The organism is Streptomyces sp. NPDC037054, assembly GCF_055606745.1.
Genome location: NZ_JBVJSJ010000003.1, coordinates 500,679 through 517,397, shown reverse-complemented (window position 1 = coordinate 517,397; position 16,719 = coordinate 500,679). Strand labels below are relative to the sequence as shown.

At 72.9% G+C, this 16,719-nt stretch carries 11 protein-coding genes and 1 pseudogene; 6 read left to right on the top strand and 6 right to left on the bottom strand.

Features of this window, described 5'->3' with window-relative positions; genetic code table 11:
* Positions 1-229 precede the first annotated feature (229 nt).
* Both ACZ7D7_RS10490 and ACZ7D7_RS10485 read left to right on the top strand, forming a co-directional pair.
* Entirely contained in the window at positions 230-1,729 is a 1,500-nt protein-coding gene (locus ACZ7D7_RS10490; RefSeq protein WP_470823605.1) for a SulP family inorganic anion transporter, read from the top strand.
* Positions 1,730-1,817: 88 nt separating this feature from the next.
* Positions 1,818-2,066, top strand: coding sequence for a hypothetical protein (locus ACZ7D7_RS10485; protein WP_470823604.1), 249 nt, complete (start codon positions 1,818-1,820; stop codon positions 2,064-2,066).
* Between the two features lie 120 nt (positions 2,067-2,186).
* On the opposite strand, the gene ACZ7D7_RS10480 is transcribed toward ACZ7D7_RS10485, so the two are convergent.
* Positions 2,187-2,744: a dihydrofolate reductase family protein gene (locus tag ACZ7D7_RS10480; protein ID WP_470823603.1), complete on the bottom strand. Its 558-nt coding sequence runs from the start codon at positions 2,742-2,744 to the stop codon at positions 2,187-2,189.
* A 394-nt stretch (positions 2,745-3,138) separates the two neighbouring features.
* Between ACZ7D7_RS10480 and ACZ7D7_RS10475 the strand changes: the two genes are divergently transcribed.
* Complete coding sequence (locus tag ACZ7D7_RS10475) at positions 3,139-3,864, top strand: DUF4241 domain-containing protein (protein ID WP_470823602.1); 726 nt, start codon at positions 3,139-3,141, stop codon at positions 3,862-3,864.
* 488 nt (positions 3,865-4,352) lie between these two features.
* Here ACZ7D7_RS10475 and ACZ7D7_RS10470 read toward each other — a convergent pair whose 3' ends face one another.
* A complete protein-coding gene (locus ACZ7D7_RS10470) occupies positions 4,353-4,706 on the bottom strand; it encodes an SCO0607 family lipoprotein (protein WP_470823601.1) in 354 nt (117 codons plus the stop codon).
* Positions 4,707-4,907: 201 nt separating this feature from the next.
* On the opposite strand from ACZ7D7_RS10470, the gene ACZ7D7_RS10465 reads away from it, so the two are divergent.
* From ACZ7D7_RS10465 to ACZ7D7_RS10455, 3 genes are all read left to right on the top strand, one after another.
* Positions 4,908-5,084 carry a hypothetical protein gene (locus ACZ7D7_RS10465; RefSeq protein WP_470823600.1) on the top strand — a complete coding sequence of 59 codons (177 nt, stop codon included), beginning with the start codon at positions 4,908-4,910 and terminating at the stop codon, positions 5,082-5,084.
* Between the two features lie 198 nt (positions 5,085-5,282).
* Positions 5,283-5,924 (top strand): PAS and ANTAR domain-containing protein, encoded by a 642-nt coding sequence (locus tag ACZ7D7_RS10460; RefSeq protein WP_470823599.1) that lies wholly within the window; start codon positions 5,283-5,285, stop codon positions 5,922-5,924.
* Between the two features lie 170 nt (positions 5,925-6,094).
* The gene (locus tag ACZ7D7_RS10455) at positions 6,095-6,976 is read left to right on the top strand and encodes an alpha/beta fold hydrolase (protein ID WP_470823598.1); all 882 of its coding nucleotides are present in this window, start codon (positions 6,095-6,097) and stop codon (positions 6,974-6,976) included.
* Positions 6,977-7,182: 206 nt separating this feature from the next.
* Here the strand turns inward: ACZ7D7_RS10455 and ACZ7D7_RS10450 are convergent, their stop codons facing one another.
* The 4 genes and pseudogenes from ACZ7D7_RS10450 to ACZ7D7_RS10435 all read right to left on the bottom strand — a co-directional run.
* Positions 7,183-8,415 carry a cytochrome P450 gene (locus tag ACZ7D7_RS10450; RefSeq protein WP_470823597.1) on the bottom strand — a complete coding sequence of 411 codons (1,233 nt, stop codon included), beginning with the start codon at positions 8,413-8,415 and terminating at the stop codon, positions 7,183-7,185.
* Positions 8,416-8,522: 107 nt separating this feature from the next.
* Positions 8,523-9,758: a cytochrome P450 family protein gene (locus ACZ7D7_RS10445; protein ID WP_470823596.1), complete on the bottom strand. Its 1,236-nt coding sequence runs from the start codon at positions 9,756-9,758 to the stop codon at positions 8,523-8,525.
* Between the two features lie 49 nt (positions 9,759-9,807).
* Positions 9,808-11,298 carry an FAD-dependent oxidoreductase gene (locus tag ACZ7D7_RS10440; RefSeq protein ID WP_470823595.1) on the bottom strand — a complete coding sequence of 497 codons (1,491 nt, stop codon included), beginning with the start codon at positions 11,296-11,298 and terminating at the stop codon, positions 9,808-9,810.
* A 23-nt stretch (positions 11,299-11,321) separates the two neighbouring features.
* Positions 11,322-16,718 (bottom strand): annotated as a pseudogene (locus ACZ7D7_RS10435) (type I polyketide synthase); the annotation flags it as partial.
* Position 16,719 lies beyond the last annotated feature (1 nt).

The window sequence follows — 16,719 nt, the reverse complement described above, 5'->3', positions numbered from 1 at the left end:
CACCGGACATGTTCACCCGGCCCTGACCGCAACAACTCTATCCTGACGTGAGGGTAGAGATGGGGGCAGGGTGGAGCCCCGGCCGCGACACCGCACGGCGCCACGGCGAGTGGCGCATTCTGCTTGGCGATCTTTGGCCTTGTCTTGACGCGATCTGTACGTCACCTTTACCAACGGTGTGCCGGGAAGCCTGGTCGGCAATCGCCCCTCGACAGGGGGCGATTCAGTCATGTCGTCGACCGAAAAGGTGACCATGTTCCAGCGCATCGCGCGAGAGACCTTGTCCGGGCTGACCGTGGCCATCGTGGCGTTGCCCTTGGCGATCGCCTTCGGCATCACGGCGACCGGCACTCCCGAGGGCGCACTCGTCGGGCTGTACGGAGCGATCTTCGCCGGATTCTTCGCGGCGGTGTTCGGCGGTACGCCCGGCCAGGTGACCGGCCCCACGGGCCCCATCACCGTCGTCTCCACCGGAGTCATCGCCGAGCACGGACTCGAGGGCGCGTTCCTCGCGTTCGTCATGGCCGGCGCGTTCCAGATCCTGTTCGGAGTGTGCAGGCTCGGCTCGCTCATCCGCTACATACCCCACCCCGTGGTGTCGGGTTTCATGGGCGGGATCGCGCTGATCATCATCCTGGGCGAACTGGACCAGGTGGAGAGAAGTTTCCTGGTGGTCGCAGGAACGATTGTGCTCATGCTCGTGTCCGCGCGAGTGATCAAGTCGGTTCCGGCGAGCCTCGTCGCGCTCGTGATCATGACGTTGATCCTGCGGCTCGTGGACGCGGCGCTGCAGGACCTGCACGTCGGACCCGTCGCGCTCAACACCACGATCGACTACATCGGACAGATCCCGGAGTCGATTCCGTCAATCGTCGTCCCGGAGTTCAGCGGATCGCTCGTCGCCACGCTCCTCCTGCCCGCCCTCAGCATCGCCCTGCTCGGCTCCATCGACTCGCTGCTGACCTCGGTCGTCATGGACAACATCACCGGCAACCGGCACCGCAGCAACAAGGAGCTGATCGGCCAGGGGCTGGGCAACGCCGTCAGCGGGCTGTTCGGCGGCCTGGCCAGCGCCGGTGCGACCGTCCGGTCGGTGGTCAACATTCGCAGCGGTGGCCGCACCCCGGTGTCGGCCGCCACGCACAGCGTCATCCTCCTCGCCCTCGTGGTCGGCCTCGGGGCCGTCGTGCAGTACATCCCCCTCGCGGTGCTGTCCGGGATCCTGATCCTGACCGCGGTCGGCATGTTCGACTGGGAGAGCCTCCGCAAGGCGCACGTCTCCCCCAGGGGCGACGTCGTCGTGATGTTCGTGACCATGATCGTCACGGTCGTCGTCGACCTGACCGTGGCGGTCGCCGTCGGCGTCCTCCTGGCCCTCGTCGTGCACGGCCTGAAGTCCCGGCGCCGGAAAGCCGCGATCGTCCACGACGGCGCCGAGACCTACCGCATCGAAGGCCCCCTGTCCTTCCTCTCCGTCGACCACGTCTTCACCGCACTGCGCACCGACCGGTCGAACCTGTCGCTGAGCCTGAAGGACGTGACGTACATGGACATGTCCGGAGCCAAGGCACTGCTGACCTTCATCGACCACTCGCACAAGGACGGCGTAGAACTCGGCCTCAAGGACCTGCCCCCGCACGTGGCGGACAGGCTGATCGCCCTCGCGAGCGACGAGCAACGGGACAGGCTCGGAAGCGTGGTCGAGGAGCGTCCGGCCGAACTGCGTTAGGGGCTGCCGGCGGGACACACGCTGCGGTGGTGACCGGCCGTGACCTGCCGGCCTGCTCTGCGAGCGCTTCTGCCGGCTGCTGAAGCACATGGACACCCACGGGTCCGGCATCTGCCGCCCGGAGCCGGCCGACCCCGGCATGGCGACCCGGCCGTTCCTGGACTTCGGCGCCGGCTGCATCCGGCGCGCCGTCGACTCCCTGCCCCGCCAGGGCGACCGGATGCCGTGGCTGACGTCGATGGACTACCGGGACGACGTCAGACTGCTCCGCGCGGACAGCGTCGTCGATCCGGAGCTGCGTTTCGCTCCGGCGCCGGCCTCGGCCCGGCGGGGGTGACGGCGTGACCGCGTTTCCGCTGCCGGAACATGGGCACGCCGCCGCGCGACCGGTTCGTCGAGCTGCCCACCGGGCCTCGGCCGTGCACCGCGTCGGGGACCGACCGACGGCGTTCCTCGTCTACTTCTGCGTCTCTTTCCGCACGCGGAAGCGGAGCATTGTGACGGCGCCCGACCGGACGTTGCTCAAGGGCTCGAGGTCGATCCTGCCGAGGCCCGCCGGCGAGAAGCGGACGCCGTCGCCGAGGAGGACCGGCAGGACGTAGACCACGATCTCGTCGACGAGACAGCGCCGCAGGCACTGCGCTGCCACGTCGGCGCCGAGGATCTCCAGGTTCTTGCCGCCCGCCGCGCCGCGTGCCGTGGCGACGGCTTCCTCGATGTCGCAGCTGAGGAAGGTGACGGTGGGGTCCGGCTCGTCCGGAGCCTCGTGCGTGAGGACGAACTGCGGTCCCCCGTCGTAGGCGGTGTCCTCGTCGGCCATGCGCTTGGCGACCTCGTACGTGCCCCGGCCGACCAGCATCGCGCCCGTGGCCGCCATGACCTCCGGGAACATGTCCGCGGTCATGTGCTCGAAGATCCAGTCCATCGCGTGGTCGGGCCCGGCGATGAATCCGTCCAGCGACATCGCCCTGATCACGGCCACCTTGCCGGTGCCGGCGGTCGTCTCGTCACTCATGGGGCTTCACGTCTTCTCCAAGGAGTTGGAGGGCCTCGTACGGATCATAGTTCGCCCAGCAGTACCTGCGCGCTGTCGATCGCGGGCCGCCAGGAGGCCGGGCGGGACGAGGTACAGCGCCGCGACGGCGTCCCGCCGATCAGCGGGCCCGTCGCGCCGAGCGTCGGTTCGAGGGGGAAGCCCGCCGCAGACCACGAGCCCGCCGCGGTACCGGCGTTGAACGCCGAGTGCTCAGCGCGGACGCCGGCGTGAGCGAGGAGGCCCGGTCGGCGTGGTGGACGGCCTTGGGCGACGAGAGCTCCGTGTGGTCCGATGTGCCAACTGCCGATGTCAGTGGGCCCGCGTACCGTTTCGGTGGACCGCCCGGCGGGGGTGGCCGACGGAAGGATGGGACGTGGAGTGGATCGGGGACGCCCGGCTGGCGGCCGGGCCGGAGGCCGCCTGGTATCTCGACACGGCGTTCACACCCGGGGCGCAGCTCGGGACGGTGTACGACGATCCGACGACGCCGGTCATGGTCACGGGGATCGAAGAAATAACCACCATCCGCGTGCCCAGCGGCCGTCTCGTCGTGGATGCGCCGTGGCACGACGACGAAGCCCGGGACTACGAGCGAGGACTGCCGACGAGCCCACCGCGCGAGCTTGCCGTGCGCATTCCGGCGGGCGCATACCCGGTGGAGCTCGCGTGGACGGCGGGGCCGTACGAGTTCTTCGGGGAGCAGCACGACGGCGTCGCGTGCGCCGCCACGCGCTTGCGCATCAGTGACGACCCCGTGATCGGGTGGGAGATGGGCCTGGGCGTCGACGACGACATCGAACGGCTTCAGCCGGGCGAGCAGGTCCGCTTCTTCTCCGACGCCAATGTGGGCTGCTTCGCCGACGCCGGCGCGTGGACGGCGCTGGCCGCGCCGTTTCGCGCGTACGTGGACGGCATGCCGGTGCCGCGCGACTCCGAGAAGCTGCCCGACTGGTGCGAGCGGGTGAGCGACGAGTCGCATCAAGCCGACCTGGTGACGTTCACCGCGCAGTCGGGGGGCGTCGTCTGGCTGGGCCGTACCGGGTCCGCAGACGTGGCCGCGATCGTCGTCACCAGCGGCTTGCCCGGCGCCAAGGCCTGACCCTGCCCGACCTCGCCCGAGCCGGCCCCGAGCCCGGTCCCCGGCGAGGTCAAGGTCCCCGTCACCGTGTCGGCGTCAACCCTGGCTCTCCCGGCTACCCGAGAAGCGGCGCGGACGAGAGGTTTCGCCTGATCGTCGAGCCGTCCAGGAGCCCGTTCGCGAGAGCGTTCACCATCCGCATGCGGACGCGCGACGGTCTGCGTGGCGCGCCCCGTCCATGACGGCGTACATGAGTGCCAAGACCAGGTCGGCCATCAGCCCGAATGCGGCCCCGTTCGCGAGCGGCACGAGCGAACGGCCAAGCGCAACCGTCAGCCCGGCGTCGTCGGCGCCAACGAGGGACCCAACCCGGATCCGACGGTCTTCCGGCTCAACGGCGCGGTGTGCTCCGGCGGTTGAGCCGATCCGCACCGTCGGGCCGGGTTGTGGGGCCGAGGTCGGGTCCGTCCGGGAGCGGGGCCACGGCGGCCTGCCCCGGACGGACCCACTCAGCTCACCTCGGGCGCCTTGATGATGTGGCCGTCCTCGTCGAGCGTGTGGGTGTTCCAGTACACGTCCCACTTGTCGCCGACCTGCTGGGGCACCTTGCCCTCGGGGTAGCGCGCGTACCCCTTGGGCGGCTGCTCGTCGTTCGGGACGCACGCGGAGCCGGTGTTGCCCACGGCCAGAACGGGATACTCGCCGCTGCCGCAGATGTCCTCCTGGTAGGAGCATGCGGTGAGTGCCACGACCGCTGCGGCGCCCGCGAGAGCGGCGGCGGTGAAGGTCCGTACGCGGCGGCGGCGTCGGGCGGTGACGGGTCGGGCGGCGGCGGGTCGGGCGGCGGTCCGGGGCGCGGGCACGGCGGTCTCCTCTGTCCATCGGTCTGCGCTCCAGTGTGGCCGGTGCGGAGCGCGGTGCCCTGAGTACGCGTACTCAGGAACGCCCCTCCCCTGAAGACCCGTCCCCTGATCAGCAGGCCACGTGGCCATACGTCAGCGGGTTCTGGGCATCCGGACTGCACGACGTCGACGGACGTCACCTCAACCGAAGGGACGTGCGGCATGCTGGCCATCATCTCGGCGGTGCTGTTCTTCATCGCCTTCCTGATCAACGCGGCAGAGATCTCGACCAACGACGCGTTCACCTCAACGAACGTGATGCTCCTCGGACTTGTCGTCCTGGCGCTCCACCTCGGCGGCGTCGGCGGCAGCCTGCCGGCGCGGGGACGCAGGCGCTGAGAGGGGCGTTCCGGCCGCTGTACGAGGATCACGGCGCCTGTACGAGGATCACGGCGCCCTTGCCGCGAAGCGGGCTGTCTCCCCTCCGCCGTGCGCCCCGTGCCCGGGATCCCGCCCCGCCGGGTAGGCTCCGGACACTCACGTGGCGGCCCAGGAACCGCGACCCATCAGCGCACATCCCGGACGGGAGACACGGCCGTGCAGGACGAGACCATACGGACCACCGACGAGGTGGCCGACCTGACCGGGGTGTTCATCTACCGGGTGAACGAAGATCTCTGGTGGTGGTCGGACGACATGCACCGCCTGTACGGCTACGCGCCGGACTCGGTCGTGCCGACGAACCGGCTGTTCCGCGAGCACCAGCTCCCCGAGGACCGTGAGCGGGTGCAGAGGGCGCTGGCGTCCGGGCTGCGGGACGGCAAACCGTTCAGCTGCTACCACCGTGTCCAGGACACCCTGGGACGGCAGCACACCGTCGTCCTCGTGGCCGACGGCCGTGTGGACGACTCGGGCACGGTGGTGGCGCTGCGCGGATTCGTCATCGACATCACCGGGCCCGTCGCCGAGTTCGCCCGCGACCTCGCCGACGACGACGTCGCCAGGGCGCGCGCCGGGCAACAGGACATCGACCTGGCGCGGGGCATTCTGATGGCCCACTACGGTGTCGACGCCGACGTGGCCCTGCGGATCCTGAGACGTCAGTCGCAGCACACCAACCGGAAGTTGCGGGACCTGGCGCACGCCCTGACCGCGGCGGCGCCCACCGCGGCCGGCGAGCCGCAGCACGATCTCTGGTACCGGATCAGCGCCGTCCTGCACCCGGGTGAGACCGTCTGACGGGGGCCTGAAGGGCGTCTGGAGGGCGTTCCGGCAAGGACCGTCCCCGTCTCCCCGGTCGCGTTCACCCGCCTGGGTACCCGATCGGTACGGAGCACGCGCGTCTTCGTTGTACCCGCGGACCCGTGACGGACGGGCCCGAGCCACGCGCGGCGAGGAGAGGCGAGACGATGAGCACCTTCGGCGGCGGCACGCAGGGTCAGGGGACGCGGGCGGAGCGCGCCCGCGACGTCGTGGTGGACGGCGCGCGGGTCGCCTGCTGGGAGTCCGGTCCGTCGGACGGGGAACCGGTCGTGCTGCTGCACGGCTACCCCGTCACGCACGACTGCTGGCGCCACCAGATCCCGGAGTTGTCGCGCACGCACCGGGTGATCGCGCCGGACCTGCTCGGCTGGGGCCGCTCCGACCGGCCGCTCGGCCTGCCCTTCGACTACGACACCGAGGTGGCCCGGCTGGGCCGGCTGCTCGACGCGCTGGACTGCCCGGCCGTGAACCTGGCCGGGCACGACTACGGCGGTTTCCTCGCCCTCGGTCTCGCCCAGCGCCGACCCGGCCGGGTCCGCCGGCTCGCCCTCCTCAACAGCCGCGCCCACTCCACCTTCACCCCGCGCTGGAAGGCCGTGTTCGGGTTGGTCACCCTCGCCGGGCGGACGCCTGGTGTGCGGTCGGTGGCCGCGCGGCTGCCGCTGGCCGAGGTGCACCGCCGGGCCTTCAGGCCCCTGGTCCGACGCGGCTGCCTCGACGCCGGCCTGCTGAACAGCTACATCGGCTGGATGGACACCGTCGAGGGCCGCCGCTGGCTGTTGCACTACTTCTCGCACTACCGCGTCGCCGCCCGGCCCGAACTGCGGCGCCGCCTCGGCGAGATCGCCTGCCCGACGGCGGTCGTGTGGGGGCGCACCGACACGTACCTCAGCCCGCGGATCGCCGTCGAACTGGCCCGGCACGTCCCCGGCGCCGAGCTGACGATGCTCGACGACGCGGGCCACTGGGTCATGGAGGAGCGCCCCGCTCAGGTCACGTCGGCGTTGCGGGACTGGCTGGCACGGTAGGTCTCCGTCAGCTGGGTTCGTGGAGGTGGACCGCTTCGAGGAGTACGGCGCGGAGCAGTGGCTCGGCGTGAGGTCTTCGGGCACGCCGGCCGGCCGAGGCCAACGCCCTGCGGGGCGTCGGCCCGCGCCAGGACGCGTGACCTGCCGGAGTGTCCGTGGGCACGTGTCCTGGCGCGTCGGTGTTGCGTGGCGCCGTGTTCGCGGCGTCAGTCCCCGATGCGGACCGGGAGTTCGGCCAGGCCGCGCATGATGATGTTGGGGACTCGGGACGGGGTGTCGGTGGTGAGGGTCAGGTTCAGGGAGGAGAGGGCGGAGACCGCGGCCTGGGCCGTGAGGCGGGCCAGGGGGGCGCCGACGCAGAAGTGGATGCCGAGGCCGAAGCCGAGGTTGCGGCCGGTCGGGCGGTTCAGCTTCAGCTCGTCGGGGTCGTCGTAGACGTCCGGGTCGTGGCTGGCGGCGCCGATCATCAGCATGACCTGTTCGCCCGGCTGGACGGTCTGCCCGGCGATCTCGGCCTCGGCGACGGCGACCCGGGAGATCATCTGGACCGGCGCGTCGAAGCGCAGCATCTCCTCGACGGCGCCGGGGACCTGGTCCGGGTGGGCACGCAGCCAGTCCCGCTGGTCGGGGCGGCCGAGCAGGGCGAACATGCCGTTGCCGATCAGGTTGACCGTGGTGGCGTAGCCGGCCGACAGCAACAGCGTGCAGGTGACCTCCAGTTCGTGCGGGGTCAGCTTCTCGCCGCCCTCCTCGACCGCCACCAGCTCGCTGATCAGGTCGGTGCCGGGCTTGGCGCGGCGCTGCTCGGCCAGCTCGCCGATGTACTCGTAGAGCTCGGCGCGGGCGCTGTCGCGCTTGGCGACCTCCTCGGGGGCGAGCAGGAAGCTCGGGTCCAGGCCTCGGGCGATGTCGGCGGACAACTCGTCGAAGCGTGCGGCGTGTTCGGCGGGGACGTCCAGCAGGGCGTTCTGCATGCGGCCGGGCAGCGGGTGTGCCACCGCGCTCATGAGGTCGATCGGGCCGTCGCCGGCCTCGGCGCGGGCGGTCTCGATGAGTTCGCGCACGACCCGCTCGGCCGTGGCGCGCATCCGGTCCACCTGGCGGGCGGCGAACGCCTTGGAGACCAGGGCGCGGATCCGGGTGTGCTCGGGCGGGTCGGCGAAGATGAACGGCCGGATCACCGAACCGTCGGCCTCGGTGCGGAAGTGGTCGGCGACCGTGGCGCCGTCGCCCCAGCCGAACCGCTGGTCGCGCAGCACGGCGGAGCACGCCTCGTGCCCGGTCACGGCCCACAGCCCCAGCGGAGTGCGGGTCACCGGGCCCTTCTCGCGGATCTGCGCGTAGATCGGGTAGGGGTCGGCCAGGAACGCCGGGTCGAAGGGGTTGAAGGGCAGCAGCTGGGTGATGAAGTCCGGGTCCAGCATGGGTGCTTCGGTCATGGTGAGTGGTTCCCAACTCCGCGCGGGCGTTCGGCCGTCGCGCGGATGGCGTGGTGTCGGTTCTGGGTCGGTCGGGCGCCCGTGGCGGAGCCGGCGCCGCGCGGGTCTCAGCCCGCGGTGGTCGCCGTGTAGGTCACCGGCAGGCGGTCCAGGCTGTTGGCCACCAGGCTGGGCGTCCAGGTGAGTTCCTCCTCCGGGACCGCCAGCCGCAGGTCGTCGAACCGGTCGAAGAGGGTGCGCAGGGCGATGCGGGCCTTGAGCCGGGCCAGCGGGGCGCCGATGCAGAAGTGCGTGCCGTGGCCGAGCGCCAGGTGCTTGGAGGCGTCGCGGTGGATGTCCAGGCGCTCCGGGTCGCCGAACCGGTCGGCGTCGTGGTTGGCGGCCACCAGCGAGATCATCACGTGTTCGCCGGCCTTGATCTTCGCCCCGCCCAGTTCCATGTCCTCCTTGGCGAAGCGGTACACCACGGTGAACACGGGGCTGGTCAGGCGCAGCAGTTCCTCGACGGCCGGGCCGAGCAGCTCGGGGTCGTTCTTGACCTCGGCCAGCTGCCCCGGGTTGCGCAGGAGCGCGAGGATGCCGTTGGTGAGCAGGTTGATGGTGGTTTCCGCGCCGGCGAGGAGCAGCAGCATGACCGTGGAGCGGATCTCCAGGTCGGCGAGGGCGTCGCCGTCCTCGTTGGCGAGCACCAGACCGGAGATGAGGTCGTCGCCGGGGTTGGCGCGGCGCTCCGCGGTCAGCCGGGTCAGGTACTGCTCGAACCAGCCGACCGAGGCGATGACCTCCTCCGGGCTGGAGGAGTTGCCGAGGCCGACGAAGATGTAGGTGTTGCGTTCGAACTCGGCGCGGTCGTCGAGCGGCACGCCGAGCATCTCGTACAGCACCGTCGAAATGAGGGGCGAGATGAGCGCGTCCTTCAGGTCGGCCCGGCCCGCGTCGGCGACCGCGTCGAGGAGTTCGTCGGTGATCTGCTGGATGCGCTCGCCGAGGTCGGCCACCCGGCGCGGGGTGAACGCCTTGGACACCAGGCCGCGCAGCCGGGTGTGCTCGGGCGGGTCGGCGAGGTTCATGTGCTGGTTGAGGATCGACTTGGTGCCGTCGAAGCCCAGGGAGGGCCACAGCTCGGGCAGCGCGTTGTGGAAGTTCTTGCTGAGTTGACGGCTGTTCAGCGCGGCGAGCGCGTCCTCGTATCTGGTGACCATCCATACGGGGTTGCCGTCCGGGAGCAGCAGTTGCTCCACGGGGCCGGGCTTGGGCATCCCGGGCGTCCACGGGCGGGGGCCCGCCGCGGTGTCGGCGTGCATGGGACAGCCGGTGGCGACTTCGGCGTCGGGGTTCGGCATGTCGTGTCCTTTCATCGTGGGGCCGGGCTTGCGCGGCGGCCCCTGGGTCTCACTGAGCGGTTGGCGCCGGGGACGAGGGGGTGGGGGCCAGTGCGGCGAGCTTCCCGGCGGCGTCGGCGAACCGGTCGGCGCCGCCGGAGGCGGCCACGTAGCCGTCGGGGCGGAGCAGCACGAAGCGCTGTGTGCGGCCGTCCAGCGGGAAGTGCGCGACCAGTTCGGGCATGCGGTCGGCCAGTTCGGCGGCGGCGGTGCGCAGTTGGCCGGCCGGGTCGCCGTAGGTGATGAGCTGGAAGCGGCCGGCCACGTCGTCGGAGGTGACGGGCCGCCAGCCGGGGTGGCGGGTGCCGGGCCGGGGCCGGGAGCGCCGCTTGCCGTCGGCCCCGGCGCCGAACAGCACGTCGGGGTAGTGGCTGCGCCAGCCGGCCAGCATCGGCGCGTAGCCGCGGGCGAGCAGGCCGGAGACCTGGAGCAGGCGCCAGGTGAGGTCGCGGATGCGGCGGGCCGTGGGGCCGGCGACGGCCTGGCGGGCCATGCGGCCGGTGGCCTTGAGGGTCTGGTCGATGACGGCCCGCCGCTCGGGGTCGTAGGTGTCCAGGATCGACTCGTGCAGCCGGCCCTGCACCACGCCGGCGAGCTTCCAGGCGAGGTTGCGCGTGTCGGGGATGCCGAGGTTGAGGCCCTGTCCGCCGATGGGGCTGTGGACGTGTGCGGCGTCGCCGACGAGGAAGCAGCGGCCGGACCGCAGGGTGCCGGCGACGCGTTCGTCGCTGGAGAACAGGGTGACGCTGCGGACCTCGGTGAGGCGGAGGCCGCCGGGGCCGCGCTCGTCCAGCAGGGCCTGGGCCTGCTCGGCGGTGGCCTCGGTGCCCGGCGGGACGGCGCCGGAGACGCGGAACGCGCCGCCGGGCATCGGGGCGACGAGGGCCACGCCGGTGTCGGCGAGGAAGTAGTGGATGTCCTCGGTGCTGATCTCGCCGTCGATGCGGCCCTCGGCGAGGAGGAAGGTGGCCGGGAAGCGGGCGCCGGAGAAGTCGACGCCCAGTTGGGTGCGGACCTGGCTGCGCAACCCGTCCGCGCCGACCACCCAGTCCGCCTCGATGTCGGTGGTGGTGCCGTCGGCGCGGGTGGTGGTGACGGTGACCTTGTGCTCGTCCGGGACGACCTTGGTGACGTGGGTGCCCCATTCGACGTGGACGCCGCGGTCGGCCAGCGCCTTGGCGAGCAGTCGCCCGGTGCGTTCCTGGGGCAGGACCAGCGGGGCGTTGTCCTGGCCGAGTTTCACGCGCACGCTGCCGCCGGAGGGCAGGTGGTAGTTCAGCGCGGCGGGCCGCACGCCGTCCCGGGCGGCCTCGTCGGCGAGGCCGAGTTCCCCGAGCACCTCCAGGACGGGCGGCCACAGCAGGATCGCCCGGGATCCGGTGTGTGCCTGCTCCGCCGCGTCGACGAGGGTGACGTCGACGCCGAGCCGGCGCAGTTGTGCCGCCATGGCGAGGCCGCAGGGGCCCGCGCCGACGACCAGAACGGTGGTGTGTCGTGTCATCGCTTCTCCAACCACTCGTGCACCGCCTGAGCCGTTCGGTCGGCGTGCTGTTCAAGGACGGTGAAGTGGTCGCCGGCCACCTCCACCGTGTCGTGCGGGTACGCCCAGGTGGCCGGCGGGCGGTCGAAGCCGGGCAGCGGCTCGGTGGTGCGGGCGACCAGGATCGGCGTCGCGGAGTCGACGGGCCGCCAGTCGGTGAGCAGACGCAGGTATCGGCCCATCGCGGTGAGCCGGGCGTCGGTGACGGCGCCGCTGTCGGCCAGTCGCGCGAACATCTGCGCGAACAGGGCGGCGCCGGTCGTGGTCAGTTCGGGGCCGAACACGAACGTGTCGATCAGGACGAGTCCGGCGGCCGGGCGGCCCAGTTCGGCCAGCCGGGCGGCGACGCCGTTGGCCAGCAGGCCGCCCGAGGAGTAGCCGACGAGCACCACCGGCCGCTCCCCCGCCGCGGCCTGCACCTGGCGGGTGGCGGCGTCGATCGCGGCGGCCTTGTCGGCGGGCAGCGGTTCGCCGTCGAGGTAGCCGGGCAGTGCGACGGCGGACACGGCGCGCCGGTCGCGCAGTCCGGCGGCGAAGCGGGCGTACTGGTGCGGCCCGGAGGTGGCCAGCACGGTGGGCAGGCAGACCAGGACGGGGCCTTCGTCATGGGTGGTCAGCTCCACCGGGTCGGGCAGCGGGCCGGCGTCGGCGGCGGTGCCGAAGGCGGGGCGCAGTCCGGCCGCGGCGCCGAGCAGTTCGACGAACTCGCCGGTCTTCTGGGCCTCGGCCGCCTGCTCGTACAGCGTGCCGAAGAGGCCGGGCGCGGCCGTGGTGGTGGTCTCGTCCGGGGCGAGTTCGCCCAGCAGGTACCGGGCCAGCGCGTCGGGGGTGTCGTGTTCGAAGAGGGTGGCGGCGGTCAGCCGCACGCCGACGGCCGCGGACAGCCGGTTGCGCAGTTCGAGGGTGGTGAGCGAGTCGAAGCCGTGTTCCAGGAACCGGCGGGACGGGTCGATCGCGGTGCCGTCCGCGAAGCCCAGGACGGCCGCGGCCTGCCCGGTGATCGCGGCCAGCAGCGCGCCGTGCCGCTCGGCGGGGGGCAGTGCGGCCAGCCCGCCGGCGTCCAGGCCGGCCGGACCGTCGGTGTCGCGACGGCCGTGGTCGGGGGTGAACTCGGCGATCAGCGGGCGCGGTCCGGTGACGGTGTAGGCGGCGCTGAACCGCGGCCAGTCCACGTCGGCCACCAGCAGGCGGGTGTCGCCGGCGGTGAGGGCGTCGCCGAGGGCGGCGAGGGCGCGGTCCTGGTCCAGCACCGGGATGCCGCGCGAGGCCAGTCGTTCGCGTCGGGTGGCCGCCACGCCGGTGGTGTCGGCCGGGTCGGCCCAGGGTGCCCAGGCCACCGACAGGGCGGGCAGCCCGGCCGCGGCGCGGTGTTCGGCGAGCGCGTCCAGTGCGGCTGCGGTCGCCGCGTAGGTGGCCTGGCCGACGCCGCCGAAGGTGCCGGAGACGGAGGAGAACAGCACGAACGCGGTGAGCGGGGTGTTCTTGGTGAGGTCGTGCAGGTGCCGTGCGGCGGCGACGCCGGCGCGCAGTCCGGCCGCGGCGGCGGTGCCGTCGAGGGTGCTCAGGGGCGCCTCGGTGAGCGGCACGGCGGTGTGCACCACCGCGGTGAGCTCCTGCCCGGCAAGCAGTTCGGCCACCGCCTCACGGTCCGTCAGGTCGCAGGCGGCGATGCGGATGTCGCTGCCGAGGTCGCGCAGTTCCGTCAGGACGTCGTCGGCCACGGCGCTGGAGGGGTCGACGGCGAGCAGCAGCGCGGGGGCGCCCGCGGCGGCCAGGGAGCGGGCCACGGCCGCGCCCACGGCGGTGTCGGCTCCGGTGACCAGGGTGGTGCCGGTGGGCCGCCAGGCGGTGCCGGTCAGGGCGGTCAGCGGGCTGCGCACCAGGCGGCGGGCGAACAGGCCGGCCGGGCGGACGGCGAGCTGTTCCTCGCCGGTGCGGCCGGACAGTGCCGCGCACAGGCGGGTCAGCGCGCGGTCGTCGGGCCGGGCGGGCAGGTCGACGACGCCGCCGGTGAGGCCGGGGTGTTCCAGGGACACGGTGGGGGCCAGGCCCCACAGCGCGGCCCGGTCCGGGTCGCCGTCGGGTTCGGCGTCGAACGCCACCGCCGCCCTGGTGGTGAACCACAGCGGGGTCTCCACGCCGAGTTCGACGAGGGCGCCGACCAGGGACACGGCGGTCGGCCAGTCCAGCACGGCGAGCACGCCGGCCGGTCGTGCCCCGTCCAGTGCGGTGCGCAGGGTGTCCAGGGGCGGCTCGTCGGCGGTGATCTCGGCCCTGATCACGCGGGCGCCGTGCCGGGCGAGGGCGTCGGCTTCGGGTCCGGCGTGGCCGGGTGGCACGGCGACCAGCCAGTCGCCGGACAGCCGGGCGCTCGCCGGGTCGGACACCGGCAGCCAGTCCAGCTTGTAGCGCCAGGAGTTGACGGTGGACTGCTCGCGGTGCCTGCGCCGCCAGGCCGACAGCGCGGGAAGCACCGCGGCGAGGGGTTCGGCGTCCACGTCCAGGGATTCGGTGAGCCCGGCCAGGTCGGCGTTCTCCACCGCTTCCCAGAAGCCGGACTCGACCGGGTCGGCCGTGGCCGTCACGGCGGCGGGGTCGGGGTCGGGGTCGGGCCAGTAGCGCTGCCGCTGGAAGGGGTAGGTGGGCAGGTCGACCCAGGCGGTGTCGCGGCCGGCGAGGGCGGCGCCGAGGTCGACCGGGGCGCCGCGGGTGTACGCCTCGGACACCGAGCGCAGGAACCGGTCGGGGCCGCCCTGGTCACGCCGCAGGGAGCCGACCGCGACGGCGTCCGTCCCGGCGTCCTCGGCGATCTCCTGCACGGCGGTGACGAGCACCGGATGCGGGCTGACTTCCACGAAGAACCGCAGGCCGGCGTCGAGCAGGGTGCGCACGGCCGTGTCGAAGGCCACGGGCCGGCGGGCGTTCTCGAACCAGTAGTGCGGGCCCAGGGTGGTGGTGTCGGTGAACGTGCCGGTGACGGTGGAGCAGAACTGCGGCCCGGCGGCGGTGGGCCGTACGTCGGCGAAGCTGTCGAGCAGGCGCTCGCGCAGCGGGTCGACCTGGTCGCAGTGCGAGGCGACGGTGGAGCCGACCAGCCGGGCGCGCAGCCCGTCGCTGGTGGCGTCGGTGACGAACCGTTCAAGGGCGTCCAGCGGGCCGACGACGGTGACGGCGTTGGGGCCGTTGACGCCGCCGATGTGCAGGGTGTCGTCGCCCTGTGCGGCCAGCCGGGCGCGGACCAGTTCCTCCGGCGCGGCGACCGACACCACGGCGCCGTTGCCGCGCAGTTCGTCGGCGAACAGCCGGCTGCGCAGCACCACGATCTTCATCGCGTCGCGCAGGGTCAACGCGCCCGCGGTGTACGCGGCGGCGATCTCGCCCTGGCTGCTGCCGACCACGGCGGCCGGGGTGAGGCCGTGGGAGCGCCACAGTTCGGCCAGCGACACCATCACCGCGAACAGGGCGGGCTGGAGGATCTCGATGCGTTCCAGGGAGGGGGCGCCGGGCGCGCCGCGCAGCACGTCCACGACGGACCAGTCCACGAAGTCGCGGGCGGCCTTGTCGCACTCGGCGATGTGCGCGGCGAAGACGGGGGCGGAGTCCAGCAGTTCGGCGGCCATGCCGGGCCACTGCGAGCCCTGGCCGGGGAAGACGAACACCACCCGGTCGACGGGCGCGGCGGTGCCGCCGGCCAGGGCGTCGTGCGGCTTGCCCTCGGCCAGGGCCCGCAGGCCCTCGGTGGCGGTGTCCGGGTCCGCCGCGACGACCACCGCGCGGTGCTCGAAGGAGGGCCGGGTGCGCAGCAGGGCGGCGGCGAGGTCGGGCAGGGGCGTGCCGCTCCGCACCAGGGGCAGCAGCCTCTCGGCCTGGGCGCGCAGCGCCTCGCGGGTGCGGCCGGACAGCGCGACGGGTACGGGGGCGGCCGGGCCGTTGGTGCCCGCCCGGTCGGCCGTGCCGGTGGCGGGGGCGTCCTGGGCCGGTTCGGGTGCGGCGAACTCGTCGGCCTGTTCCAGCAGTACGTGCGCGTTGGTGCCGCTGATGCCGAAGGCCGACACTCCCGCGCGGCGCGGGCGGCCGGTCTCGGGCCAGGGCTGCGGCTCGGTCAGCAGCGCCACGGCGCCGGAGGAGAAGTCCACCTTGGAGGTGGGCGCGTCGACGTGCAGGGTGCGCGGCAGGTGGTCGCCGCGCAGCGCCATCACCATCTTGATCACGCCGCCGACGCCCGCGGCGGCACCGGAGTGGCCCAGGTTGGACTTCAGGGAGCCCAGCCACAGGGGCCGGCCGGCGGGCCGGTTGCGGCCGTACGTGGCGAGGAGCGCGCCCGCCTCGATGGGGTCGCCCAGCGCGGTGCCGGTGCCGTGGGCCTCGACGGCGTCGATGTCGGCGGCGGCCAGGCCCGCGTTGGCCAGCGCCGCGCGGATGACGCCTTCCTGCGAGGGGCCGTTGGGGGCGGTGAGGCCGTTGGACGCGCCGTCCTGGTTCACGGCGGAGCCGCGTACGACGGCCAGGACGCGGTGGCCGTTGCGCCGCGCGTCGGACAGCCGTTCCACGACGATCACGCCGGCGCCCTCGGACCAGGCCGTGCCGTCGGCGGCCTCGGCGAACGCCTTGGCGCGGCCGTCGGGTGCCAGGCCGCGCTGCCGGGACAGCTCGACGAACCCGGCCGGCGTGGACAGCACCGACGCCCCGCCGGCCAGGGCGAGCGAGCATTCGCCGCGTGCCAGCGACTGGCAGGCGAGGTGCAGGGCGACGAGGGAGGCCGAGCAGGCGGTGTCGACGGACAGCGCGGGTCCCTCCAGGCCGAGGGTGTAGGAGATCCGCCCGGACAGCACGCTGATCGCGTTGCCGGTGAGCAGGTAGCCCTCCAAGTCGTCGGCGGCCTGCGCGGCGACCATCGCGTAGTCCTGCGCGCCGCTGCCGACGAAGACGCCGGTCCGGCTGCCACGCAGCGACAGCGGGTCGATGCCGGCGCGTTCCAGCGCCTCCCAGGAGGTCTCCAGCAGGAGCCGCTGCTGCGGGTCCATGGCCAGCGCCTCACGCGGGGAGATGCCGAAGAACGGGGCGTCGAAGTCGGCGACGTCGTGCAGGAACCCGCCTTCCTTGACGTAGGTGGTGCCGGGCCGGTCCGGGTCGGGGTCGAAGATGCGGTCCAGGGGCCAGCCGCGGTTGCCGGGGAAGCCCGACATCACGTCGCGGCCGGAGGCGACGACCTCCCACAGGTCCTCGGGCGAGGCGATGCCGCCCGGGTAGCGGCAGGCCATGCCGACGACGGCCATCGGCTCGGCGTCGCGCTGCTCGTACTCGCGCAACCGCTGCTTGGTCTCGTGCAGGTCGACGGTGACCTTGCGCAGGTAGTCGCGGAGACGGTCGACGTCACTCATG

Bases quoted from the DNA above. Each gene is read 5' to 3' on its own strand.
- ACZ7D7_RS10490 (WP_470823605.1), top strand. From the start codon at position 230: ATGTCGTCGACCGAAAAGGTGACCATGTTCCAGCGCATCGCGCGAGAG.
- ACZ7D7_RS10485 (WP_470823604.1), top strand. From the start codon at position 1,818: ATGGACACCCACGGGTCCGGCATCTGCCGCCCGGAGCCGGCCGACCCC.
- ACZ7D7_RS10480 (WP_470823603.1), bottom strand. From the start codon at position 2,744: ATGAGTGACGAGACGACCGCCGGCACCGGCAAGGTGGCCGTGATCAGG.
- ACZ7D7_RS10465 (WP_470823600.1), top strand. From the start codon at position 4,908: ATGCTGGCCATCATCTCGGCGGTGCTGTTCTTCATCGCCTTCCTGATC.
- ACZ7D7_RS10455 (WP_470823598.1), top strand. From the start codon at position 6,095: ATGAGCACCTTCGGCGGCGGCACGCAGGGTCAGGGGACGCGGGCGGAG.
- ACZ7D7_RS10450 (WP_470823597.1), bottom strand. From the start codon at position 8,415: ATGACCGAAGCACCCATGCTGGACCCGGACTTCATCACCCAGCTGCTG.
- ACZ7D7_RS10445 (WP_470823596.1), bottom strand. From the start codon at position 9,758: ATGCCGAACCCCGACGCCGAAGTCGCCACCGGCTGTCCCATGCACGCC.
- ACZ7D7_RS10440 (WP_470823595.1), bottom strand. From the start codon at position 11,298: ATGACACGACACACCACCGTTCTGGTCGTCGGCGCGGGCCCCTGCGGC.